Source organism: Nocardia sp. CA-135953 (assembly GCF_050955735.1).
GTDB lineage: Bacteria > Actinomycetota > Actinomycetes > Mycobacteriales > Mycobacteriaceae > Nocardia.
The window spans coordinates 4,845,643-4,868,551 of record NZ_CP192082.1 but is presented as its reverse complement, the minus strand read 5'-3'; the positions used below and the strand labels follow the sequence as shown (position 1 = coordinate 4,868,551).

The window sequence follows — 22,909 nt, the reverse complement described above, 5'->3', positions numbered from 1 at the left end:
GGACCACCGGTACGAGACAGATAGAGGAATCCATGCCGAAGATGAAGAGCCACAGCGGCGCCTCGAAGCGATTCAAGGTTTCGGGCCGTGGCAAGCTGCTGCGTCAGCAGGCGAACCGTCGCCACCTGCTCGAGCACAAGTCCACTCGCCGGACTCGTCGTCTGGACGGCACGGAAGCCGTCGCGTCCGTTGACGTCCCTCGCGTCAAGCGCCTCCTGGGTCTCTGAGACACCTAGGCCAGCACCCGCGCGACCGGGATTCCGGACGCCGACCACCGACCAATTCCAGGGCGTCACGCACAGCGCCCCCTAGATCGACAAAGGACTGACCCATGGCACGCGTCAAAAGGGCCGTCAACGCGCAGAAGAAGCGCCGTTCCGTTCTCGAGGCATCCAAGGGCTACCGCGGCCAGCGCTCGCGGCTGTACCGCAAGGCCAAGGAACAGCAGCTGCACTCGCTCACCTACGCCTACCGGGACCGCCGGGCGCGCAAGGGTGACTTCCGCAAGCTCTGGATCGCCCGTATCAACGCCGCGGCGCGCCTGAACGACATCACCTACAACCGCTTCATCCAGGGCCTCAAGGCCGCCGGTGTCGAGGTGGACCGCAAGATCCTCGCCGAGCTCGCCGTCTCCGACGCCGAGGCGTTCGCCGGTCTGGTCGCCGTCGCCAAGGCCGCCCTCCCGCAGGACGTCAACGCCCCCGCAGCCTGATCCGGCCTGCGTGACGACACATTCGGAACGACCCGTGGATGCGCTCTCCGAGCACAATCCGCGGGTCGTTTCCGCTGTCAAGCTGCAGCGCGCCGCGCAGCGTCGCAAGACCGGGCAGTTCCTGGCCGAGGGCGCGAATTCCGTTGCGGCGGCGCTGGAAGCCGGTCGGGCGCGCGAGCTGTTCTACTCGATGCACGCCGCGGTTCGGGAGAATCAGCTGATCGCCGGTGCCGTCGCCGCGGGCGTGCGCACCACGTTGGTGAGTGAGCGCGCCGCCGAACATCTCGGCGAAACCGTCACCGCGCCGGGGCTTGTCGCGGTGTGTGACCACATCGACGTGCCGCTGGCGGACGTGCTGGCCGAGCGGCCGAAGCTACTCGCCGTCCCAGTCGAGATCGCCGAGCCCGGCAATGCGGGCACTCTCATTCGAGTCGCCGATGCGGTGGGCGCGAATGGTGTTGTGCTGGCGGGGGATGCGGTCGATCCGCACAATGGCAAATGCGTCCGTGCGAGTGCGGGCAGTTTGTTCCATGTGCCGATCGCGCGCCATCGCGATATCGGCGAGGTGCTCGATGCCGTTGCGGCAGCGGGCATTACGGTGCTGGCAACCGCCGCCAAGGGCGAGGTCGACCTGGACGACGCCGACGAACTGCTGGCCGGTCCGGTGGCTTGGCTGTTCGGTAATGAGGCGCATGGTCTGGACCCCGCAGTCGCCGCTCGCGCGAATCATCGCGTGCGAATTCCCATTCACGGTCGCGCCGAAAGTTTGAATCTCGCCGCGGCGGCCGCGATCTGCCTCTACGCCAGCGCTCGGGTCCAGCACGCGAAATAGGCCGGGCGCGAGCCCTCAGCGCAACGTCCGGGCCGGATTCCTGTGCTCACTGCGCCCAGTACCGGCTGGTATCCCCAATTCGGAATTCCGCACGCCGACCTTCCTGCTCTCGAGGTGTGCAGCCTCCGCACCGGAAACTCCATCTGTTGCGGGTGGCCGCGGCGCAGACCGCGGATGCGGCCGCGCGGGCAGCGGAGTTGATCGGGACGGGGTTGACTGCCGGAGCGCTGGCACCGGTGCGGGGTTCATTAGCATCGGTGGCTGTCACGCCGATCGGTTCGCCGCCGCGTGACGGTCCGGGCTGCATATCGTGGTGGACCGCCAAGCGCCGGAATTCGGTTCTATTACTGCGGATAGGTGGGTTAGGTGAGCGACGGGGATGAGTTGATCGAATCGACAGGAGTCGACCCATGGGCCGCTCACCTGCCCGGACAGGAGTTGGTCCCCGCCTACTTGACCTCTCGGTTCGCCGCCCAGTACCGGGCGATTGTCGATGTGATGGTGGAAGCCCAGGACACCAGCTTGACCGGGATGTCCTTCGACGAGGTCGCGGCCCGGTTGCGGGCCTGGGTCGGGGAGCGGGCCGGGCCGCAGATCGCGGATCGACTGGTGCACGACGAGGTGTTCTCCCTCGACGCGCGGCTGGACAGCCTGGTGCGATGGGCAGTGCTGACCCGGTGGCAGGAGCCCGCGCGCACGGGCGAGGACTTCCTGCGCCGCCGCGACCGTTTTCAGCTCACCCCGACCGCCGCCCGCTTACATACCTTCTGGACTCTGGAGCTCGGCGCGGACGAGGACGCGGCCGCTGATCTCACCTTGGCCCCGCGCGCAATTCACGATCGGCTGCACGAATTCGCGGCAGCCATCCGGCAGCGGCGATTCCCGGCGGCGGCAGCCGAGTACCAGCAGATCATCACGTTGCATCACGGGATGGCGGTGGCTGCGCGATCTTGGCAGCGCAGTCTCGCGCACGCCCTTTCCGGTGGGCCCGATCCGGATAAACAGGAGGTTCTGTGGCGGACCTTGCAGTCATATGTCGGGATGTGGGGTGAACAGGTCGACATCCACACGCCCGCGGTGGCGGCACTGATGGCCGACATCGACCCGGTGCTCACCGAATCGGCATGGCGGGCTTGCGTGCGCGGCGCACTCGCCGACGACGCGCCGGATTCTGTCGTCGACCCGCAGGTGCAGCGATGGATGCGCACGTGGACGGCGCTACAAGGCTGGTTCGGCGGTGCAGACGGGCAGGCCCGCCGATTGCGTAGACAGTTGCGCGACTTGGTCGCGCCGTGGGCCCGCAATATGCACATTCTGATGGACACCGGTGGTGCCCTGACCCGACGCGGTGAACTGCTCGCGTTGGCCGGGGCGATCGAACGCGCGCCCGACGATGAAACCGCCTGGCGCATGTGGGATACCGCAATCGGGGTGTTCCCGGCCCGGCACCTGCTGATCGCCGCCGACAGCGCGGACGAACACGCCACAGCCTGGGCCGATGCCGCTCCCGCGCCGATCACCGCGCGCTACCGCGAGCACGGTCAACGTGCGGCGGTCGGAAAACGGATCAAGGCGATCGACAACTCAGTGGGCAGGGCGACTGCGCGACGGGCCAGAACCGCGGCGCTGGCGCAACGACGGGAAGCCGAAGCGACGTTGGCGGCGAGGTCGGGGACGGAGCTGGCCGACTGGGCGGAACTCTCGGAGCCAGAACTGCGGATGCTGTTGGAGCTGTTCGCGATTGCTCGTGGTACCCGCGGTGAAACACTGCGATCCGGGGTGACCGAAGACGGGCGCTGGCAGGTCACGCTGAACGCGCCGATCGATGACGCCCCCACCACTCTTACCTGCCCGCACGGTCGATTTGTCACGCGGAATTGGCATTTCACGCTGGAACCGCTGAAGGGATGAGCTGAGCATGGATGATCGGGACGTGCTGGAGCGGCGTCGCGCGTTCGTCGGATTGCTGGCCAATCCGGTGGTGGACCGTAGGCGGCACCGCGAGCTGTTCGGACTTGTACGACATCCGCGCCACCGGCCGGAGCTGGTGAGCTGGTTCTCCTCGCGCCTCGGCTACCGTCTGGTGGTCACCGACTCTGCGGCTCGCTTGTTCCGTCTTCCGTTGGGGGACACTGTGATCGCACCACGGCGGGTGGCTCTGCCGCCTCGGCGGACGCTGGTGCTGGCGCTGTTGGCGGCCGCGGCGGCAGAAGACGCCGAGGATGTCACCACCACCCAGGACCTGTCCGACCGGGTGCGGGTGCTCTCGGCGCGTGCGGACAGCGGGGTCGCCGTCTACGAACCCGACCGGTATTCGGAGCGGAAAGTCTTCGCGGCGGCGGTGGAGCTGCTGATGTCGGCGGGTGCATTGGCACCGTCGGGCAGTGACGCGGCCGACCAGCGTGACAGCTGGACACGGCGAGTGGACAAAGTCGGCGCCACTTACCAGGTGCGACGAGAGATGTTGCTGCGGATGATGGACCCGGCATCGCTGTCCGCGGCACTCGAGGAGCGCGGGCCCGTACTCAACGACGCGGCCGAACGATTTGCCGTGATGCGACGGATCATCGAGCTACCGGTCTGCCTCTACAGTGATCTCACCGAAGCCGAGCGTGCCTACCTGATCCGGCAGCGCACCCGCGTGGTGGGATGGTGCACCGAGATGACCGGTTGGGTGGTGGAGCAGCGCGCTGAAGGGCTGGCGTTGATCGCGGCGGAGGAGTCGATGACCGATCTCGCGTTTCCGCGGTTGCGGGCGGTCGATTTCGTCACGCTGCTCGTGCTCGACGAGTTGTATCGCGTTCGCGATGAGAATGCGGTGGTGACCGAAGCCGATCTCACCGCGGCGGTGGCCGAGGTCGCGCTCGGGCATCCGAAGTCGATCACCGCCGAGGTGGCCACCGAATTCGCCCGGCGCGAACGAGTATTGGAGCTGTTGCGGGCACTCGACCTGCTGCGACCTGGTCTGCGGCCGGGTTTGTGGCAGCTCACTCCGATTGCCGCCCGCTACCGCGCCCCGCAGATTCTCGCTGAGACTGCGCGGATCGAGGAGGACAGATGACCGTCGAACTCGCCGAGCCGACTGCATGGGGCGCGCAGTGGTTGCGGGCCGCGCTGACCGGGGTACTGCCTGCTCCTGCCCGGGAGCGGTGGCAGCCGCTGCGGGTCGGCATCGCCAACCTCTGGGAATACGATGATGCCGAATTCTGGTTCGCGGACGGCAGATTGGTGCTGCGTGGCGGTAACGGCGCGGGCAAGACCAAGGTGTTGGAGTTGACCACCTTGATGCTGCTCCGGGGCGAGATCGCGCCAACTGTGCTCGATCCGTTCGGCTCGCAACATCGCAGTATGCGGTTCAATCTGCTGCCCACCGGTGACGGGGACGACCCGCGCGAGCCTGCCGATGCGGGACTCGGTTATGCCTGGGTCGAATTCGGGCGGGTCGCCGAGGATGGTGCCGAAGTGTATTTCACCTGCGGACTCGGCGCGTCGGCGCGGGCGGGCAGCGGCACGGCACCGGTCACCACTTGGCATTTCGTCACCAGAAGGCGGGTGGGTCAGGACTTCCGGCTGCTGAATGCCGGGCGTGCCGTGGATCAGAAGGATCTCAAGAAGATCGACGGGATCGTCCTGCCCAGCAGTGCCGCGGCCTACCGGGCCCGCTTGGCCGAGGAACTGTACGGGCTGACGGCCGAGTCCTACGACAACCTGACCGAACTGCTCAAGCAGTTGCGCAAACCGAAACTGGGCGAGCGACTCAACCCGGCCAGTCTCGCCACGACGCTGCGCGACGCGCTGCCGCCGTTGGCGACGAACGAAGTCGATCAACTCGCCGACGGATGGGAACATCTCGAACAGCTCCGTTCGGCTATGCAGCGCACCGAGGAGGCGGCCCGGGCGATCGCGATGTTCGTTCGCACGGGATGGAAGCCGTGGGCTACCAAGGTGATGCGGCTACGCGCCGACGAAATGGCCAGTGCCACCACAAGTCTGGACAACACGACGAGCCGGAAGAAGACCGCCGCGGCTACGTTGGAAGAAGCGGTGACCCTGCTGGCGCGCTCGGAGGAACTGCTCACTGCGACCAGGCGTGAGCACAGCGATGCCGGTACAACGCTGCGCGAGCTGCTCGAGTCGCGAGCGTATCGGGACGCCGTGGCCGCGACCGGTCGGATCGAAAGTTTGCGTCGGGAACTGACGCGGGCCACCGCCCAGCTTGATACCGCGGCCAAACAGCTGGAGCGAGAACAGAATTCGGTAACCAGGGCGGCAGCGAAAGTCGGCGAAACCCGGGATGCGGTGCTGCGGGCCGACGCCGCCGTGCGTGCCGCAGAAGGCGCCGTGACCGAAGCGGCGGCGATTGCGGGCTTGGCTGACGCGGTTGTTCGCTATCTGCCCGGCCGCGACATCGATGCGCTGATGGGGGAACAACGGGCACGCGCGGAGCGTTTCGCGCACCTGCAACAGCTCGATCAGCAGCAGGCGGCCGCCGACCGCGCAGTGGAGCGCTGCGGACATAAGGTCGAGCTTGCCACTGCGGCCCTGGCTCAGGCGCGAAGCGAGGAAAGCGACGCAGTGGCCGCGGTCCGGAGAGCGGCGGGAACGCTGGAAACGCAGGTGCGTGACTGGGCCGCCGAGGCCGAGGTGGCTGCCTGCGAGGACGCTCTCGTTGCGCGCTGGTGTGATCTGATCGCCGAGCTGACCGTCATCGATGACACCGGATCGGCGAGGGTGCACGTATCGGTGATCGCGGAGATGCGTGCCCACGTCGCGACCCGCCGCACGCTCTGGCAGGCACACAAGGAGCAGGCGCTGCTCGAACGTGCGCCGCTTGCCGATCGGGTGCGGGAAGTCACTGGGCAATTGGCGAAAGTACGGGCGCAGACCGATGTCGCCCCGCCTGGTCCGGACATGTGGCGGCGTCGAGATCGGCCGGATGTGTCCTCGGGACTGGGCGCGCCGCTGTGGCGAGTCGTCAATCCGACGCCAGGTATCGACGACGATGCGCTTGCGGTGCTCGAAGCGGCGCTGGCGGGGTCGGGCTTGCTCGATGCCTGGGTGTCACCGGATGGCACAGTCGATTTCGGGGTCGCCGACGTCGGCGTGTTCCCGTGCGACTCACCCGCCGCCGGGCATGGACCGAATTTGCTTTCGGTGCTGGATCCGGTCGAAGCCGGTGGTGTCGCGGTCCCGATGGTCCGGCGGCTGCTCGCGCAGTTCGGCTGGCGCGAGACCGGCGCGCCCGAACCGGCCGGGGACTGGCTGGCCGCCGATGGCAGCTGGCGACTCGGCGGCCTCGCGGGTCGGGCCGAAGCCGCAGGACCAGCGACCCATGTCGGCGCCGCGGCACGGGCCGCCGCCCGGGCCCGCAGTATCGCAGCTCTGGAAGCGGAACTGATCGACCTCGAGCACCGACTGGCCACCGTCGACGCGCAGATCGCCGCGGCCGAGCAAACACTGCGGCGCCTGCATGGCGAAGAGGCGGCGCTGCCGACGGACGGTGAACGCGGACTCGCCTCCGCCGTGGTGGTATGGGGTGAACGCACCCGCGCCCAGCTCGACCGAGCGGGGAAACTGGCCGATCTCGAAGAACTGCACGCCGAGGACCTGCGCCTGCTCGACGCCGCGCGTGCCGCGTTCGCCGAATACGCTGCCGCGCATCGGTTCAAACTCATCGGCCTTGCCGAACAAGGCGAGGCGTTGACCACCCTGCGTACCGATCTCGACCGCTACGCCCTGCTGATTCCGTACCTCGACACCGCCCAGGCCGCCTTATCCGACGCTGAGTTCGAGCATCGAGAGCGCGCACAACGACAAGCGGAAGTGGAGCTCGAGCGCGACGACGCAGCCGACGAACAGCGACGGCTCGAAGTGAAACTGCGAACCGCTGAAACGGCGTTGGGTGCCGACCAGCAGAAGCAACTCGATCGCAAAGCCGAAATCGAAGCCAGGATCGAGCGACTGGAATCCGACCGCGAGAGTTACACCGAACAACTCACCACGGCGCGCACCGCCCAGGCCGTCGCCGAGCAAGTGCTGCACAATCATGAGAAAGAACGAGCAGTCGCCGAGGAGCGTCGCGACATCGCGATGGCAGCGCTGTGGGAGGCCGTCGATAACGGACTCAGCCAGCCGCTCACCGTGGAGGTTCCAGACCGGCGCAACGTGCAGGCCGCCCGTGAACTCGCGACCGCGGTGCGCCGCGAGGTCGAACTCAAAGTAGAACCAGCCGATGAGGGCCGGGCGTGGCGCATTTGCTTGCAGAAACTCGAGGAGCTGCGGCAGTCCCTGCTACCACAGCAGGACGCCCGTGTGATCGACGACGAGGACACCCTGCCACGGGTGGAGATCCATACCGATGCGACAGCTGGCTTCCAGCTGCCGCCGGCCGCGGCGGACACGCTCGCCGAACGTGTCGCCGTGCAGCGCGATGGCTACGACGCCGAACAGCAGCGAGTTCTCGCCACGCTGCTCGGCTCGACCTTCATCGAACACCTCAAAGATCGCCTCGACTACACCCGTCGCACGTTCGCCCACATCAACAAACACCTCGCCGAACATCCGACGCGGCAGGGACATACGGTCAAGGTGGTGTGGGAGGCCGACCCCAGCGATTCCGACGCCGCGTCGGTGGTGGATGCCCTGGGACAAGGCTATGCCGAGCTGTCGGCCGACCGTCAGGAATTGGTGCGTCAATTCCTTGCCCGCAAGATCGATGAAGCCCGCTCCGAAGCCAATGCCGAAGGCAGCGTGGACTGGAAGCATCAGCTCGGTCGCGCACTCGACTACCGGGGTTGGCTCAAGATCGGTCTGCACTATCGCCCGGGCAGCACCAATAAGTGGGCGCCCTTCGATGCCGCGAAGCACGGCGCGAAATCCGGCGGTGAGAAGGTGGTGCTGCTGTCGCAGCCACTGTTCGCGGCTGCGGTGGTCGCCTACGACGCGGCCGCCGCCCACGCGCCGCGCTGGGTGTGGCTCGACGAGGCGATGACCGGTGTGGACGCGCAGGTGAAGGCGTCCTTCATGGGGCTGACCGTCGATTTCGAGCTCGACATCATGCTCACCGCGCACGACGAATGGTGCACCTACGACACGGTGCCCGCCGTCGCGGTCTACGAGCTGGCCAGGGAACGGCATCTGCCGGGCGTCGATGTGCTTCCGTATCTGTGGTGTGGTGGCACATTGCACGCAATGGACGTCGAGCGGCTCGGCGCCGGTGCGGACGCCGAGGCCGCGCTGGCCGAGGGCCTGTTCGGACTCGCTGATGACTGAGCTGCCGGAGGGTCTGCGCGCTTGGGCGGCGCTTCCCGGACCGGCGCTGGTGCTGGACGCGATCCGGCGTCGCGTCCACCGGGGCGGCGGGTTGGAGCGTGGTTCGCTGACAGTGGTGCTGACCGCGGAGCAACGGCGTCAAGTGGGTCGGCTGTTGGGTGGCGCGTGGGAGGTCTCCGATAAGGCGGTGACTTTCCGCGCGCTCGCTGGTGCGCTGTCGTCGCACCAGCTCACCGTGCGCCAATTCGTCGAGCTGGTTCACGGTGGTCCACTCCCGGTTCGGGCCGAACTTGTTGCCGCACAACACCTCGCCGCGCAGGACGAACACCGGGCGGTGTTTCGAACGTTGCACGCGGTAGGGCTGGTCGACGAGATCATCGAGGGATGGCTGACCGGAGTCCGCGCGCCCCGCTTGGGTTCGGGCCGAGCCGTCGAGCTGGCCGGTCAGATCGCCGTCGTGTGGCCGCTGCTGCCTTGGACCGGGCCGGGTAAACGGCTCGGTCAGCTCGCGGCCGAGGCAACCGGCAATGCGCACGCGCTGGACTATGCCACCGAACTGGGACGCACGGTTGCCCGCCTGATCGCCGCTACCACCGGTAGCCCGCCGCCTCGCCGACCCGGCAGGCAGTGGCGGGCGGCCTGGGCTTCGGCGGGCGTGCGCTGCGATACGGTGTCGTCCCGAGTGCTGACGCTGAATGTGCCGCTCGATATCACCGCTGGTCACCGTCGCGGCATGCCCACCTGGCTGACCTTGCGGGATCTGCTGGGCCCGTGGCATTTCGACCCGGTGCCCGCACGACTTTTCGTCTGTGAGAACCCGACCATCGTTGAGGCAGCCGCGGACGAACTGGGCGAACACTGCCCACCGCTGATATGCACAGATGGCGTACCCGCACTGGCCGCGTTGGACCTCCTCGCGGGTGCCTCCGAAACCGGGATCGCGATCCACGCACGGGCCGATATCGACCCGGCCGGGTTCGTCATCGTCGCGACGGTCCGGTCTGCCGCACCGAATACGCGATTGTGGCGCTTCGATACCCCCACTTACGCAACACATCTCGGTATCGAGGTGGCCGAGGGCGTCGCGCTGGCCGACGCGCATGCGCAGTACGGGACGGATGTGCACGAGGAGGCGATCCTGGCGCTGCTGCTCGACGATCTTCGTCCGGAAGTCGGCTATCGGGCCGTCGGATCATCGACTGGCGGCGAAGAGTCGGTGTATTTGCCAGCACAGCGAATGTAAGGAAGGAAGGGCATGATGACGGATTCGACGGTATCCAAAACCCTTGCGGGTCATCGCTATTCCCTTCCGCGCCATTTGCGATCGGCCTTACGCTGGCACACCCGAACCGGCCAGCACACCGCCCAGACCAACACCGCCGACGGCACTGCAGCCGCCACTACCAGCCCAGCTGTGCTCCAATTCATCCCCGCCGCCCCGACGAGAACGCGGCCCAGCGAGCGAAAGACATTCGCGGAGTGACAGTTTCGACGTCCGCGACACACATCACCGCATGCAGCATCAGCACATCCAAATGCAACGGCGACGGCATGATCACCGCATCCACATCCGCAACTCGAACCTGGTCGACCAGCGGCACCAGCGTGATTGCCGGTGGCCACACCAACGCGTAGCCGAGCCGCCGCGCCAGCCGCCGCACCTGCGCGGCATCCCATTCCGGATTTCCGGTGACCGTCAGGTCTATCCAACCCAGCGCGGTCGGACGCGGCCTCATCGCTGCCTTGCCTCGCGGGGTGCGGCTGTCGGTGTGAGCCGCGCGGCGAGTGCCGCGGCATCCGCGCTGGGGTCGGTCAGCACATCCAGCAAGGTCTGCGTGTCGGGGCCGGATGCTGCCGGTGGCTGGGGATCAACGAGATGGCGACAGTCCAGTCGCTCGGTGTGACAACGAGTCTCGATCACGCGCTCGGGCCCATTGGTTCGTTCGAGGCGGATGGCTTTCGGCCTTCGGTCGTCAGGATCGGCGGGTGTGGATCGCTGCGGCGTGTACTGCTGGCAGGTATCCGTGTCCGGGCTCATTGCCTGCTGTTCCCCCTTATCGTTATCGGTAGGCACCGGCCGTCGAGGAGCAGTCGTCACCGACCGGGCTGCTGGCTTTGGTTGTGCGGTTTCGAAGATCTGTTGTCAGGCAGGGGGTCTGGTGCAGGCCGGGCAGTCGGCGGGCGAATCGGTGGGATGCGGATGTCCCGTCTCGATCAGCCGTGTCCAACAGCCGCGCAACATCTTGCACGTCCCTACCGTGCAGTCGGTGTGTAGCTCGCGGGAGATCTCCCGATGCATCTGCGCCGGTGCCATCGCCTGGCTCGGATACCGGTGCTCGACGGGGTCGGCGGCCGTATCAGAAACCTTGGTGCGGAACATCAGCCGGGACCAGACGCCCGGCATCGATCAGCCGTTTCTTCGCCTGCGCCTTGACCGGGCACATCGACGCCGCGCAGTCCAAGTGCGCCTGCATGGTCGCGTGGGCGGATTCGATTGTCATCACGGGCAATTCGCTGTGGTTCGTTACGGGCAGACCATGCATACGGAGACTCCGAACGTGGGTGTGAGTGTCTGGAATGCCCGGTGGCCGAGGCCGAAACTGCCTGTGCGTCACGGTGATTCGCTGAAGGCAGTAGGTACATCCCGGCTACCGGGGTGATTTCAGTAGTACGCTCGCAGTGAACACTTTGGAAGATGTCTGTCTGCGATTCGCGGAACTTATTCCCGCACTTCCAGAGTGCCTGTCATGACCATTCCAAAATGCACGCCAACGACTAGTGAGGCTATGTAATGACCGGTTCGGCTGTACCGCGTCGGATGTTGGGCCGTCAGTTGAAGAGGCTCCGAGAGGAGTCCGGTGTCTCGCCAACAGCAGCGGCCAGGGCCATCGAGGTGTCGCCCCAGACGCTGTGGCGGATGGAGTCGGGTCAACGCGGGCCGAAACTGAAGGAGCTATACATCGGCGTCCTGTGCAAGATGTACGGCGCCACTGAGGAAGAGAGCGCGGCGCTGGCCGGTCTCGTCGCAGAGACGAAGAAGCCGGGCTGGTGGCACAGCTACGGCGACGCGGTTCCGGCTCACTTCGACCTGTTCATCGGATTGGAGGAGGCTGCGAAGCGGTTGACGACGTTCCAACTGACCCTTGTCCCCGGTCTCCTGCAGACACCGGATTATCGGCGGGCGCTTGCCTGGATCGAGTTCCCCAGCCATGCTGCGGCGGCTCTGGAGACGCTGATCGAAGTGCACAGTCGACGGCAGTCGAGGTTGCGGGACAGTGCAGGCGACTTCGAGTTTCGGGTGCTCCTCAGTGAGTCGGTGCTACACCATCAGGTGGGCGGTCCAGCCGTGATGGCCGAACAACTCCGGCATCTTGCGGACATCGGCCGGTGGCCCAACGTGTCGATCCGAGTGCTCCCACAGCAGGTGGGAAGCCACCGGGGGTTGATCACGGGATCGTTTGTGTTGATGGAATTTCCCTTGCATCCCACATCTCGGCTGACCGAGCCTCCCGTTGTGTATGTGCAGGGGTACACGGGGGCTCTTTACTTGGACCAAGAAGCGGAAATCACGCAGTACCGCACTGCAATCGCGCAGATCCAGCAGGTAGCGTTGAACGAAGACATGAGCAGGGAACTGCTACTGAAAGTTGCAAGGGAGTACCTAGCGTGAGCATCGACCTGTCCGGCGCAGCATGGTTCAAGAGCAGCAGGTCAGCCAGCCAGGACACATGCGTGGAAATCGCACACCTCGACGGCGGCATGGTCGGGGTGCGGGACTCGAAGAACCCGACGGGCCCAGCTCTTGTATTCAGTCCCGCCGAGTGGGATGCGTTCACAGCGGGTTTGCAGGGTGGGGAGTTCGTGCTGTCCTGAGCGGCATGCATGTGTATTCGTAGGAAATCCAGGGAACTGGTGGCCCAGATAGCAAGGGAGTACGAAGGGTGAGCATCGACCTATCCGGGGCGAAGTGGTTCAAGTCCAGCCGCAGCAAGGACGCCCAGGCATGCGTGGAAGTTGCACACCTCGACGGCGGCATGGTTGGCGTGCGCGACTCCAAGGACCGCACCGGTGCGGCGCTGGTTTTCAGTCCTGCGGAGTGGGATGCCTTTGCGGCTGGAGTCAAGGAAGGCGAGTTCGATCGCGCCTGATCGGCGGTCGACACACGAAACCGAATGAGCCCAGGCGCTTTTCGTCGCCTGGGCTCAGCCCTTTCTCAGGGCTCCACGCCCGCACGTCGACGACGGCAAGTGGACGTGCATCTATTCGGTTGCCGCTGGCGACATCCGAAGCAACCTCAGCGTCATCGTTGTCGACGTACGCGGCTCTATAGAACCCAGTCCGCACGATCACCAACGCCTTTGCGTGGTGGTGACCTCGCCGGAACGGTCAAGACGAGCTTTGCGGGGGCGGGAAAGCCGGTCCGGCACCAGGTCTGGGATGGCACCGGTGCGAGAGGACGAGATGGCCAACTAGGAGGAGGGAAAGAGTGGTTCAAGCCGTTCAGCGCCGACTTCAACGATCCGAACTGGGAGCGGAATAAGCCGACGGTGCTGGGTAGTTCGAGCAATCCGCCGTCAGTCGTGATAATGCGCTAGTGAAACATCGTGACGGCGCCTTCGCTGGCCTGATATCGAACTCTGCCTTCTGGCAGGCGGCAACGGTGGCAGTGCCCGTCGCGTCGGCGACGGCCGTGATGCTGTTCGGATTGGTGATCGGCCTGGCGGACGCGGCGTATCCCACGTTCGAGGTGTCCAAGCATCTAGTGTTCGCAATCGTTATGTCCGTAATGGTTGTGGCGGTGGGACTGCTTGTCTGGCGGAGAACACCGCGGACCCTCGGGGCGGCCACCGGCATTGTGATACCTGGTCTGCTCCTCATGCTCGTCTGGTTGGTGAACTTATGAGCGACCTGTCGTCGAAATATGCACGGCAAGACTGGTTCGGCCCCGAGTCGTTCGTCGCCGTCATCATCGGCATGGTCTCTATCTCGTTGCCTTACACTGGGCTAGTCCCCCGCGACGCGATCTGGTTCATAACAGGACCACCGATCGCGGGTGGTGTACTCATCGCCATCAGCGCCGCTAGCCTTCCGCTCAGTGACAGCGTCCGCCGAGTAGGCGTCGGACTGCTGGCCGCATTCGCTGGATTCCTGTTGTGCATCATCGGATTTCTCGTCGGCCTCGCAATCGGGGCAATCTTCACGTAGCAACTACCGCTTCTCGGGAAGATCACGCGTGCATCGCCGGATGACCTCCCGCGCGGCGACGGGTCCGCTGGTCAGCACGATCAATGACCCGACGCTGAACTACCGCGCAGCGGCCGACCATGTACGAGCGGCACATGAGTTCACAGCGCCGCACGGGCGAGAGCGATCTGTCCACGACTGTCTATGCGCCACTGGAGGTCGAGATCCACAGCCACACAGTGGAACTCGAAGCGGACGACCCCAACAAGGCGGCTAGCGAAGGCGGCACGCTGACCTGAATACCCGGCGCCCCAAATGTTCCTACCTCGCTTTTATGCGCTGCCCTCGAGGTGTATCGGTTAGGATTCGCGGCATGAGTGATGGGGGGACACCAGCCTCTGGCCAGAACCTGTCGGTGGTGCCCGAGAAGGTGCGCGAGGTCGGCAGGTACGTCTACGAGTTGGCCGAAGCACTGCGCACGGCGTTGGATTCCGCCGCGAAGGACGTCGCTTCGCTGACCGATGGCAGCTGGACCGGGGACGCGGCCAACGAATTCTCCGAGGGCTGGACCGAAGTGCGTGACGGCGGAGTTCAGATCATGTCCGCTCTGAGCGGTATGGCGGAGAAACTGGGCGTCACCGCCGACACCTATCAGGCCCAAGATGGAAGCAACGCCGCTGTATTGAGCACTTCGAGTTTGGATCTGCCATGAACTCTCGGTTCTCGGTCGACCTGGACCATCTCGATGAGGTCGTGATCCGCCTTTCAAGTCTGGCAGGGTTCATCGGCGAGCATCTCGATGAGATCGATGACCGGGTCGCCACCTTGACCGGTAGTGGGTGGGAAGGCGTTGCCGCCCAGGCCTATGCTGATGCCCACGCTCAATGGGTCACTGGAGCACGGGAGTTCGTCGAAGGGGTGAAGGATGTCAGCGATGCGGCCAAGGCGGCCCACGCGCGCTACAGCACCGCCTGCGACACCAATTACACAATGTTCTCCCAGGGATAAGACGCATGGGTGTACTGGTTATCGACTGGCAGACCTACTACGAGGCCGGTAAGAAATGCCACGCCCTGGCCACCGACCTGCGTGCCGCCGACAAACCGGTCCATGACGCGGTCAAAGGTGACTGCGCAGGCATGGCCGGGAACACCGCAGGCTGCGAAGCGTGGGGCAAGACCTACGACCGCCTCGCCCAGGAAACGATGCAGACCTGCACGAACCTGGCCGACGCTCTCACCAACTTCGGCACCATGCTCTACGCCGCCGGATACAACTGGGCACAGTCCAATAACTCCAACCCGATGCCCGACCGGCCCACCGTGACGGCGATGTCGGAGTACAAGGTGACTATCCCGACGTCGGTCGGCAACAACGGTGACGGTGTCAGCGAGGGACACGGCAGTATCCCCGGCTTCTACGACGCCCTGGTCGGCAAGATCCAGGAAGAGTTCGGCCACAAGCTGCCCAACGGCAACAAAGACAAGCTCGCCAAGGCCGCATCGACCTGGAAGACGTTCGCCGAGCACAAGACCATCACCGATGCGGCATCCCGGATCACCGAGATCACCAACCTGTTCAGCGACATCCAGGACAAGAAGGGCCTCGAACCCCTCCTCGGCCATCTCAGCACCCTCAACAGCGGGGCCACCCAACTCGCCTCGGCGTCCCTCAGCCTCGCCACACCCGTCGCCGAATACAGCACCGCCACCTCCGAAACTCGTGACAAATTCCGGGACGCGGTCACCAATGCCTTGATCGCAGCCGGAACCACCGTCGTCATCGGCGTCGCCGCCTCCTGGATCACCGCCGCCCTCAGCGACGTCGCCGCCGGCGTCGGCGTCGTCGCGATCGCCGGTAACACCGCCCGAGTGCTCAAAAGCACCTACGACGCCAGCAAACTCATCAAAATAATCGGCGCGGGGGCAGCGGTCGCAGGTGCCGCAGCCTTCACGGTCACCGCGTTCGACAAAGTCCCCAGCCTCACCGATATCGCGCTCAAACTCGGTGCCATCATCGCCATGAAGGTTTATATCGATGATGAAGACAAATTCGATAACTTGCCGCTGGCTCCGGGCAACCCGGCTCCGGGTATGACTGATGAGGTTGAAAAGTACATTCTTGGGAAGCATGTCAAAGGCGCTCCCAACTATAATCCTTCAAAGGGCACCTGGCCTGACACGATTACCGGCGAGGCGCTCGACGAGCTGGCCGAGGCAGCTGAAAACTCGCCGGCACGAGGACCGAACCTCGACGGCAATTTTGAACGCGAGGTTGACGCCGGTAAAGTCATCGGCAGCGTGTCAGAGCAGTTGGGCGGTCACGCCACCAGTCGATACAAGATCATTACCGACCGATTCGGCGGCATTATTACCATGTATCCGATCCCGTAGATGCTAGGAGTTGAATTGGGAATCGACATAATTCTTCAAAATCAAATCCACGAACGGATCGACCTAGTATATGGGGACGTGGAAGATACGCTGGTCAAGTATCGAGAGAATGCTCCGGCAGGTTCGATGCTTCGGGGTCTTCACGCACACGCGGACACAATGTTCAACACGACCCAGCTGACCATGCTCTTGGACGAACTAGCAAATCTGTCGCCGAACAACGACAAAGAAGCAAATATGCTCGTCGTATTGCGTGATGCCGCAGAAACCGCTATCCGTAGGAATGGGTATCTTTGGTTCAGTGGGGACTGAAGTCGCAACATTTTACGCCATTGCGGGTGATAATGCGGCGCGAGATCAAAGAGTATGAAGACAGGTGGATACTCCAACCGTTGCGCGGAAGCCGCATTGTCCACACTGAATGGCGGTCGAATGATATCGAATTCTCACTCGACGCACCGTTCAGGCTCGTCGTCGACTATACCGCCGAACTGTCGCCTCGATCTCTAGCTAAGACAGATCTGGATCGCCATCCGATTACATACTGGTCCGAATCCGAAATCGAAAGAACGCTTACCGAGCCAATTGTATCGCCAGTATTCTTCAAGTCCGGCAGCTTGCGAATCGGCTTCCAAAATGGGTGGAACATGTTTGTGTCCGACCAACACCCGAGATACCAGCTGAGGTTTTCTGGGGCGACAATCTCATCTGGAGCCGATCAGGTATCGCAAATCAGTCAGATATCCGGTTGTGACCGTAGACAAATGGTCAGGAGCCAGAATTCAGGCACCACCGTGGCCATCTCGGCCAGCCGACCTCGAAATAAACTACGACTCAGACGATATCAATGATTGACCTCGGCTCAGTCGCCGACCGATAGATCTTCTGCGTCGCTACGGTATATGTTGACGACAAATATGTCTACGGTCTGAGGCATCGGCTAAATCCATCCCTATCGAGCAATGGAGAAAGACTAATAGGGGAGATAATCCTGGCGCAACGATCAAGGAAGTAAGGCAATTAATTCTTGCGACTTTATTACTCGACTAAAGCGGTACGGAGACCTGGAGTGGTATCGTCATTCGGGCGGCATCGGTGATGACGGCACTCCCGCTCCGCCGCTTGTTGTCTGGCGTTTCCGGAACCGCGACCGGCTTGTGTTGCTGAACTTTTGCAAGAGGCCGCTTTTGCCGACGATCGAGAGATCGACTGGGTGTTCGATACTACGCGACGAAACTGGGTGCTCGTACCTTCACGAGTAATGGCTGAGAAAGACCTTCACGAACTGGCAACCGAAGCGCAGGCTGTGGACCTCTTAGTGAAGACGGATCGAGAATTCTGCCAGCGTTCGGTACGTGATTTCGAGAGAATCATCGCAGTGTTGGATCGATATTCTGGCAAACTGACTCGACGAGTTCGCGCCAGCGCCTTGTTGTGTACCCAGACCTCAACTGCTGGAACCGCACCCATACCTTATTGCCATGTATCCGATCTAGTAGTTGCCAGGAGTTGAATTGGGAATCGACATAATTCTTCAAAATCAAATCCATGAACGGACCGAGCTGATTTATGGGGACGCCTGGGGCACGTTCGCCAAGCTTATCGATCGTGCGCCGGTCGGCTCGATGCTGTGGCAAATTCACGAGCACGCTGACACGATGTACAATATGTCCCAGCTCTCTCTATTTCTGGATGAACTCGCGGATCTGTCGCCGAACAATGACGAAGAGCGGGAGCTGCTCTCCGCCTTGCGCGACGCTGCTGAGATTGCTATCCGCAGGCACGGGTATCTTTGGTTCAGTGGGGACTGAGCGGTGGCGGAATTGTGACGGACAATCCTGTCGCAAGCCTCGGGAACATCCTCGGTCCACCACGATCAGATCGCATCTCGGTGTCGTGGGTGCGGACCCTCATTGATGCTTTCGACGCTGATGTCGGGTGGTTCCTTGACCGGAAAGACGTCACTATTAGCTGATATGAAACAGGGTTGGCTCCTCGAGGACTCGCAGCGCACCGTCCACGTCGGCCAGTCGCGCGGAGATCGTGGCGGCGGCCAGGTTGTCGGGTAGCACATCCGAGAATTTCAGTCCGCGGGCCGCGCGTTCGTCGGCTCGGGGCAGAATCACCATCGGATGCTGGGCGCGCCGCTCGGCCAGTGCGTCGTGCCACATCTCGGCGGTAAGGTCCGGGCGCAGTCGGATGCTGAAGTCATTGGGTCGTTGCGTCGGATCCACCACGGTAGGGAGGGACGCGGCCAGGGTGGCGTTGGCGCGGAAGCCTGCCCAGGTCCACCAGCGTGCTGCACTGCCCGCGCGTTCGATGATGGTGGCGTGGCGGTCCGAGGTTCCGATTCCTTTGGTCGCACGCAGATCGTCGAGTTGATGGCGCGCCCGCCGAGTGAGATCGACCGGGGGATCCGTCCCGAGTAACACGTCCCGAATCGCCCGCGTCAGCTCGAACGACAATCCGCGCAAACCGGTGTTGGACCACTTCGCCACACCGCCGGCGTCGGCGGGTTCGACGAATGCGCGTCGACGTGACCAGTCGATGTAGTTGACCCGCCAGCTGCGTCCGGCGAGTAGCAAGATACGGGGACCGGCCGTTTCGGCGGTGAGCACGGAGGGATCAGTGTGCCCGATCTCCTGGCGTCCGGCGAGCACTGTGAATTGCGGGGGCGCGGTGAAAGCGGCGGTCAGGTCGAGGAAATGCCTTCTGCCGAAACGTTTCTCGGCGGCCGGACCGATATGTAGCAGTCCACCGTCGTCCTCGAGGTGACCTTCGTGGATCAGGTGACGCAGGATGGGTGCTGCGGAGATGTCGAACGGTGCCAGGCTGTTCCATTCCTCCTGCCAGCGGCGATCGCCGATGCTGTGCTGTTGCAGGGTGAGCGCGAGCAGTTGCTGTGCGACCAGATGGCGCGGTTCTGGTGGGGGAGTGACCGGTTCGACCCATCCGCACCCCCAGAGCAGCGACAGCCCCGCGGCTTGCAGCAGTGCATCGTCGGTGGTGGCCAGGAACAAGCAATTGCGGGTGCTGTTTGCTCGGCGTCCGGTGCGTCCGATGCGCTGTAGAAACGACGCAACTGTTGCGGGGGAATCAATTTGGATGACTCTATCCAGATCGCCGACGTCGATGCCGAGTTCGAGGGTGGACGTGGACACGATGACGCAGTCGCGTGCCTCGGCGAAAGCTTGTTCGGCCCTGGTCCGTTCGTCGACCGACAGTGATGCGTGGGAGAGGAAGACCGTGACCTGTCGTGTTCGAAGGGCCGCACCCAGCTCCTCGACCTGTCGGCGTGAGTCACAGAACACGAGGCGCTTCTCGCCACGATGCAGGGTCGCAATGACTTTGGCGGCGTTCTCCAGCGAGCCGACATAGTCGAGTTCGACGTGTCCGGGTGGCGGCGCGGAAGCGGACCCGGGCTGTGGCAGCGTCACTCCGGGGGCGACCACTCGACCGGGTCGGATGCCCGCGCCGGAGCCCTGTAGCCAGGTGAGCAGGTCGTCGGGGTTGCCGACGGTGGCCGATAGACCGATCCGCTGGATCTGCTGCCCGGTGACCCGCTGAAGTCGTTCCAACACGGCGAGCAGGTGCCAGCCGCGGTCGTCGCCGGCGAAGGCATGGACCTCGTCGATTACGACTGCCCGAATGCTTCCGAGGAACTGGTGGTGATCGGTCTTGGTGCCGATCAGCATGGCTTCCAAGGATTCCGGCGTGGTGAGCAGGATGTCGGGGCGTTCGCGGCGAATGCGGTCGCGGACGGAATTGGTGATGTCGCCGTGCCACAGTGCGGCCGTGCGACCCAGCCACTGGGCGTATCCGTCGACCCGGGCGGCAAGATTGTTCAGCAGCGCTTTGAGCGGACACAGATAGAGGATCGAGGTGCCGGTCCACTGCTGCTGGGACATCGCGCTGAGCAATGGAAAGCACGCTGCCTCCGTTTTCCCGCCGGCCGTCGGTGCCAGGAGGACGGCGTCCTCGCCGTCGAGGAGGGGCGCGATCGCTTGTTCCTGCAGAGGTCGCAGACCCGGCCATCCAAGGGTATTGACGATGTGGTGCACCACGACCGGGTCGAGGCGGTCCCAGGACTCGTCGGTCACAGTTCCAGGTCGATGTCGTCGGCCCGCACAAGGTTGCGTTCGGCGTCGGTGAGTTCAGAGCTGTTGACGGTGAGCTTGTAGTGCTGGCGCGGATCGAAGTCCGGGAACTGATCGATGCGGTCGAGGACGTCGCCGACGAGTTTCTTGAGAAAGAGTCGGGGCGCGACGCCGACCTTGCCGCCGAGGGTGCCGCCGACCGCCTTGGCGAGGTCGGCGATGTAGGCGTCGTCGGCGATGTCACGGATCCGTTCGGGGTGCTCACTGCCGTCGGCATACAGGTCGCGAATCGTAATACCCAGCGCGATAAGCGAATCCATGGTGAACCCGGACAATCGGAGCTGCACGGCGCGAGGATTGTCGAAACGGGGGTCGGTGGTGAAATCCGTGGCAAGGCGCTGCGCCAACGGCGCAAGACGCTGCACACCCTGCTGACCGTCGTAGAACGCCGGCGTGCCGGTGATGAGCAGATACAACCCGGGAAAACGGCCGGAGTACACCTCGTCGATGAGCTGACGCAAAGCATTGAGAGCTTTGTCCCTGGCATCGGATCGCACTCGCTGCAGAGTTTCTACCTCGTCGAGTATCAGCAGCAGACCACGATGACCACTGTCGCGCAGAGCGGTGAGCAGACCTTGCAGAAATCCGAAGGCGCCGAAGTGGTCGAGTTCGCCTCGCACTCCCGCTGCCCGCCTGGCCGCGGCGGCCACGTTCGGCTGTCCGCCCAGCCAGGCGAGGATGGCGGCGGCAGTCGCTTCGTCACCGTCGACCAGTGCCGTGCGGTACCCCCGCAGCGCAGTGGCGAAGGAGGGGGCGTGCCGCGAAACCTCGGTCAACCGAGCTGTCATGAGTTCATCGACAGCCCCGATCAGCGAGTCATCGTCGGCGCCGGCCACCAGAGCGTCTTCCTCGAGCGCGTAGAACCAGGCATCGACAACCGAGCGAAGGGCACTCGGCGGGAAGCTCGACGTCGTCAGTCGTTCGGTGAGCCGCCGATACACAGTCTCCAGCTTGTGCAGCGGTGTCTCGGTTTCGGAGATCTGCACTTCGGACACCGCGAAGTTGCGCCGCTTCGCCCGCTCGCCCAGCCATCGCGCGAAGAACGTCTTACCGGATCCGTATTCGCCGCGAACCGCTTTGAACACCGACCCGCCGGACTCGACCGCGTCCAGCTCCGCGTCGAGGGCGGCCTCGAATCGGTCGAGCCCAGTAGCGAGCAGGTCCAGTCCGCTCTCCGGCACGGCGCCGCGTCGCAGCGCATCGATGACCGCGCGGCGTCGTGCCGCGCTGACCTGGGTTGGCTGGCTACTCACCCCGACAGTTTCGCACGGGCGGAGACCATGCCGATCCAAGGAGTTTGCGGGTCGGTGGATCGCCGAATCGTTGGGCCGGCGCGGTGGTCGACTGCGGTCCGGTACTCGAGTCTGTCGCGGGCGCTCTCGGCGAACTCGATCTGTTGGCCGCGCGCCGCAATCGAGGCGTACTGTCCGCAACACATTCTCTGACAATCCATTCGGAGCCGCCGACGATCGCGACCCGACAGATCGCCGTCGATGCTTCGAGCGAGCATTCCGGCCGCCCTCGTAGAGATCTTCCGGCGGCCGAACGCTCCGAGGCATCCGGGCTGCGCCGGGCCACAGCCGCTCTGCCGGTCGAAATACTGTGCGCGCGGGCCCTCGGCACCTCACCCGCCTGCCTGCGACGTCGACACTGGAACCTATGCGATGTGGACGCCGGGGAGATCGCCGAACTTGGCCTTTCCGTCGGTGGATCGGAGCATGCGCGCCGTGACCACCGAGGTGGCCGCTATGAGTAGATCGTGCGCGCCCCGTGGCCTACCCTCACGCTGGACGTAGGCCAGCAGGCGCGCATGCGCTCTAGCCGCCTCCAGCGTGTAATCCTCGACCGGGACGGTCGCGAGTATCGCGTCGACGAAGTCCTGCCGGCGCTGTCGTATCGGCTCGGTGCCGGCCCGCTCGACCCGGTCAACAACTCCGCCGCAGTGACTGCCGCGATCACCGCGTCGTCATCGGGCCGGATCAGCTCGTCGAGCGCGGCTTGCCCACGTTCGACCGCGATCAAGAGGCGGGTGTCGAGAATTACTCGTGCCACGGATCGTCCGCCCGCAGCAGATCACGGACACCCAAGACATCTGTCTCGAACGAGGCATCATCGTCCGGGTACCGCTCACGCCAGCTGCTCAGCGCCTCACGGATCTCGCCCCGTTCGCCACCGGCGCCGGGCCTATTACCGCGAGTCGTCGCCCGCCCCGAGTAATCACCACAGTTTCGCCTCGCTCGGCACGACTGAGGAGTTCGGCGAAGTTGCGGGAAGCCTCCGACGCGGACACAAGCTTCATGAGTTCATGAATATCAGATCTACTCAGATATTCTGAATCTCTTGGTCGGCGGTGCGAAGG

The 22,909-nt window shown here is 64.3% G+C and carries 24 protein-coding genes; 18 read left to right on the top strand and 6 right to left on the bottom strand.

Annotation, left to right across the window (positions count from 1 at the left end; all coding sequences use genetic code 11):
* Positions 1 to 32: 32 nt before the first annotated feature.
* From rpmI to ACQPXH_RS22340, 7 genes are all read left to right on the top strand, one after another.
* Positions 33 to 227, top strand: coding sequence for a 50S ribosomal protein L35 (rpmI, locus tag ACQPXH_RS22370; protein ID WP_040689021.1), 195 nt, complete (start codon positions 33 to 35; stop codon positions 225 to 227).
* Between the two features lie 104 nt (positions 228 to 331).
* Positions 332 to 712: a 50S ribosomal protein L20 gene (rplT, locus tag ACQPXH_RS22365; protein ID WP_040689024.1), complete on the top strand. Its 381-nt coding sequence runs from the start codon at positions 332 to 334 to the stop codon at positions 710 to 712.
* Between the two features lie 34 nt (positions 713 to 746).
* On the top strand, positions 747 to 1,544 hold the full coding sequence (locus tag ACQPXH_RS22360) for a TrmH family RNA methyltransferase (RefSeq protein ID WP_433598486.1): 798 nt from the start codon (positions 747 to 749) through the stop codon (positions 1,542 to 1,544).
* A gap of 366 nt (positions 1,545 to 1,910) precedes the next feature.
* Positions 1,911 to 3,455 carry a DUF2397 domain-containing protein gene (locus ACQPXH_RS22355; RefSeq protein ID WP_433598485.1) on the top strand — a complete coding sequence of 515 codons (1,545 nt, stop codon included), beginning with the start codon at positions 1,911 to 1,913 and terminating at the stop codon, positions 3,453 to 3,455.
* Between the two features lie 7 nt (positions 3,456 to 3,462).
* Positions 3,463 to 4,605 (top strand): DUF2398 family protein, encoded by a 1,143-nt coding sequence (locus ACQPXH_RS22350; RefSeq protein WP_433598484.1) that lies wholly within the window; start codon positions 3,463 to 3,465, stop codon positions 4,603 to 4,605.
* Complete coding sequence (locus ACQPXH_RS22345) at positions 4,602 to 8,816, top strand: TIGR02680 family protein (protein WP_433598483.1); 4,215 nt, start codon at positions 4,602 to 4,604, stop codon at positions 8,814 to 8,816. The genes ACQPXH_RS22350 and ACQPXH_RS22345 overlap by 4 nt, the downstream gene beginning before the upstream one ends.
* Positions 8,809 to 10,059 (top strand): TIGR02679 domain-containing protein, encoded by a 1,251-nt coding sequence (locus tag ACQPXH_RS22340; protein WP_433598482.1) that lies wholly within the window; start codon positions 8,809 to 8,811, stop codon positions 10,057 to 10,059. The genes ACQPXH_RS22345 and ACQPXH_RS22340 overlap by 8 nt, the downstream gene beginning before the upstream one ends.
* 181 nt (positions 10,060 to 10,240) lie before the next feature.
* Here ACQPXH_RS22340 and ACQPXH_RS22335 read toward each other — a convergent pair whose 3' ends face one another.
* From ACQPXH_RS22335 to ACQPXH_RS22325, 3 genes are all read right to left on the bottom strand, one after another.
* The gene (locus tag ACQPXH_RS22335; protein WP_433598481.1) at positions 10,241 to 10,552 is read right to left on the bottom strand and encodes a hypothetical protein; all 312 of its coding nucleotides are present in this window, start codon (positions 10,550 to 10,552) and stop codon (positions 10,241 to 10,243) included.
* Positions 10,549 to 10,854: a hypothetical protein gene (locus ACQPXH_RS22330; RefSeq protein WP_433598480.1), complete on the bottom strand. Its 306-nt coding sequence runs from the start codon at positions 10,852 to 10,854 to the stop codon at positions 10,549 to 10,551. The genes ACQPXH_RS22335 and ACQPXH_RS22330 overlap by 4 nt, the downstream gene beginning before the upstream one ends.
* A gap of 319 nt (positions 10,855 to 11,173) precedes the next feature.
* Complete coding sequence (locus ACQPXH_RS22325; protein ID WP_433598479.1) at positions 11,174 to 11,317, bottom strand: hypothetical protein; 144 nt, start codon at positions 11,315 to 11,317, stop codon at positions 11,174 to 11,176.
* A gap of 290 nt (positions 11,318 to 11,607) precedes the next feature.
* Here ACQPXH_RS22325 and ACQPXH_RS22320 point away from each other — a divergent pair, with 290 nt between their 5' ends.
* From ACQPXH_RS22320 to ACQPXH_RS22270, 11 genes are all read left to right on the top strand, one after another.
* Entirely contained in the window at positions 11,608 to 12,486 is an 879-nt protein-coding gene (locus ACQPXH_RS22320) for a helix-turn-helix domain-containing protein (RefSeq protein ID WP_433598478.1), read from the top strand.
* Entirely contained in the window at positions 12,483 to 12,689 is a 207-nt protein-coding gene (locus tag ACQPXH_RS22315; RefSeq protein ID WP_433598477.1) for a DUF397 domain-containing protein, read from the top strand. Before ACQPXH_RS22320 ends, ACQPXH_RS22315 begins: the two co-directional genes overlap by 4 nt.
* Before the next feature lie 68 nt (positions 12,690 to 12,757).
* Positions 12,758 to 12,964 carry a DUF397 domain-containing protein gene (locus ACQPXH_RS22310; protein ID WP_433598476.1) on the top strand — a complete coding sequence of 69 codons (207 nt, stop codon included), beginning with the start codon at positions 12,758 to 12,760 and terminating at the stop codon, positions 12,962 to 12,964.
* Between the two features lie 446 nt (positions 12,965 to 13,410).
* Complete coding sequence (locus tag ACQPXH_RS22305) at positions 13,411 to 13,719, top strand: hypothetical protein (protein ID WP_433598475.1); 309 nt, start codon at positions 13,411 to 13,413, stop codon at positions 13,717 to 13,719.
* Positions 13,716 to 14,021: a hypothetical protein gene (locus tag ACQPXH_RS22300; protein ID WP_433598474.1), complete on the top strand. Its 306-nt coding sequence runs from the start codon at positions 13,716 to 13,718 to the stop codon at positions 14,019 to 14,021. Before ACQPXH_RS22305 ends, ACQPXH_RS22300 begins: the two co-directional genes overlap by 4 nt.
* A gap of 134 nt (positions 14,022 to 14,155) precedes the next feature.
* Positions 14,156 to 14,299, top strand: a complete 144-nt coding sequence (locus ACQPXH_RS22295; protein WP_433598473.1) for a hypothetical protein — start codon at positions 14,156 to 14,158, stop codon at positions 14,297 to 14,299.
* Positions 14,300 to 14,373: 74 nt separating this feature from the next.
* Entirely contained in the window at positions 14,374 to 14,712 is a 339-nt protein-coding gene (locus ACQPXH_RS22290; RefSeq protein ID WP_433598472.1) for a type VII secretion target, read from the top strand.
* Positions 14,709 to 15,008 (top strand): WXG100 family type VII secretion target, encoded by a 300-nt coding sequence (locus ACQPXH_RS22285; protein ID WP_433598471.1) that lies wholly within the window; start codon positions 14,709 to 14,711, stop codon positions 15,006 to 15,008. The genes ACQPXH_RS22290 and ACQPXH_RS22285 overlap by 4 nt, the downstream gene beginning before the upstream one ends.
* Positions 15,009 to 15,013: 5 nt before the next feature.
* Positions 15,014 to 16,393 carry a hypothetical protein gene (locus tag ACQPXH_RS22280; RefSeq protein WP_433598470.1) on the top strand — a complete coding sequence of 460 codons (1,380 nt, stop codon included), beginning with the start codon at positions 15,014 to 15,016 and terminating at the stop codon, positions 16,391 to 16,393.
* Between the two features lie 78 nt (positions 16,394 to 16,471).
* Positions 16,472 to 16,705, top strand: coding sequence for a hypothetical protein (locus tag ACQPXH_RS22275; RefSeq protein WP_433598469.1), 234 nt, complete (start codon positions 16,472 to 16,474; stop codon positions 16,703 to 16,705).
* Between the two features lie 1,202 nt (positions 16,706 to 17,907).
* Positions 17,908 to 18,204, top strand: a complete 297-nt coding sequence (locus ACQPXH_RS22270) for a hypothetical protein (protein ID WP_433598468.1) — start codon at positions 17,908 to 17,910, stop codon at positions 18,202 to 18,204.
* Positions 18,205 to 18,360: 156 nt separating this feature from the next.
* Here ACQPXH_RS22270 and ACQPXH_RS22265 read toward each other — a convergent pair whose 3' ends face one another.
* The 3 genes from ACQPXH_RS22265 to ACQPXH_RS22255 form a co-directional block, all read right to left on the bottom strand.
* On the bottom strand, positions 18,361 to 20,493 hold the full coding sequence (locus ACQPXH_RS22265) for a DEAD/DEAH box helicase (protein WP_433598467.1): 2,133 nt from the start codon (positions 20,491 to 20,493) through the stop codon (positions 18,361 to 18,363).
* The gene (gene brxD / locus ACQPXH_RS22260) at positions 20,490 to 21,803 is read right to left on the bottom strand and encodes a BREX system ATP-binding protein BrxD (protein WP_433598466.1); all 1,314 of its coding nucleotides are present in this window, start codon (positions 21,801 to 21,803) and stop codon (positions 20,490 to 20,492) included. The genes ACQPXH_RS22265 and brxD overlap by 4 nt, the downstream gene beginning before the upstream one ends.
* Before the next feature lie 887 nt (positions 21,804 to 22,690).
* Positions 22,691 to 22,849, bottom strand: coding sequence for a type II toxin-antitoxin system Phd/YefM family antitoxin (locus ACQPXH_RS22255; RefSeq protein WP_433603536.1), 159 nt, complete (start codon positions 22,847 to 22,849; stop codon positions 22,691 to 22,693).
* Positions 22,850 to 22,909: the final 60 nt, after the last annotated feature.

Coding starts and splice junctions, on each gene's coding strand:
- rpmI (WP_040689021.1), top strand. CDS start 33: ATGCCGAAGATGAAGAGCCACAGCGGCGCCTCGAAGCGATTCAAGGTT.
- rplT (WP_040689024.1), top strand. CDS start 332: ATGGCACGCGTCAAAAGGGCCGTCAACGCGCAGAAGAAGCGCCGTTCC.
- ACQPXH_RS22350 (WP_433598484.1), top strand. CDS start 3,463: ATGGATGATCGGGACGTGCTGGAGCGGCGTCGCGCGTTCGTCGGATTG.
- ACQPXH_RS22345 (WP_433598483.1), top strand. CDS start 4,602: ATGACCGTCGAACTCGCCGAGCCGACTGCATGGGGCGCGCAGTGGTTG.
- ACQPXH_RS22340 (WP_433598482.1), top strand. CDS start 8,809: ATGACTGAGCTGCCGGAGGGTCTGCGCGCTTGGGCGGCGCTTCCCGGA.
- ACQPXH_RS22335 (WP_433598481.1), bottom strand. CDS start 10,552: ATGAGGCCGCGTCCGACCGCGCTGGGTTGGATAGACCTGACGGTCACC.
- ACQPXH_RS22330 (WP_433598480.1), bottom strand. CDS start 10,854: ATGAGCCCGGACACGGATACCTGCCAGCAGTACACGCCGCAGCGATCC.
- ACQPXH_RS22325 (WP_433598479.1), bottom strand. CDS start 11,317: ATGACAATCGAATCCGCCCACGCGACCATGCAGGCGCACTTGGACTGC.
- ACQPXH_RS22320 (WP_433598478.1), top strand. CDS start 11,608: ATGACCGGTTCGGCTGTACCGCGTCGGATGTTGGGCCGTCAGTTGAAG.
- ACQPXH_RS22300 (WP_433598474.1), top strand. CDS start 13,716: ATGAGCGACCTGTCGTCGAAATATGCACGGCAAGACTGGTTCGGCCCC.
- ACQPXH_RS22295 (WP_433598473.1), top strand. CDS start 14,156: ATGAGTTCACAGCGCCGCACGGGCGAGAGCGATCTGTCCACGACTGTC.
- ACQPXH_RS22290 (WP_433598472.1), top strand. CDS start 14,374: ATGAGTGATGGGGGGACACCAGCCTCTGGCCAGAACCTGTCGGTGGTG.
- ACQPXH_RS22285 (WP_433598471.1), top strand. CDS start 14,709: ATGAACTCTCGGTTCTCGGTCGACCTGGACCATCTCGATGAGGTCGTG.
- ACQPXH_RS22280 (WP_433598470.1), top strand. CDS start 15,014: ATGGGTGTACTGGTTATCGACTGGCAGACCTACTACGAGGCCGGTAAG.
- ACQPXH_RS22255 (WP_433603536.1), bottom strand. CDS start 22,849: ATGAAGCTTGTGTCCGCGTCGGAGGCTTCCCGCAACTTCGCCGAACTC.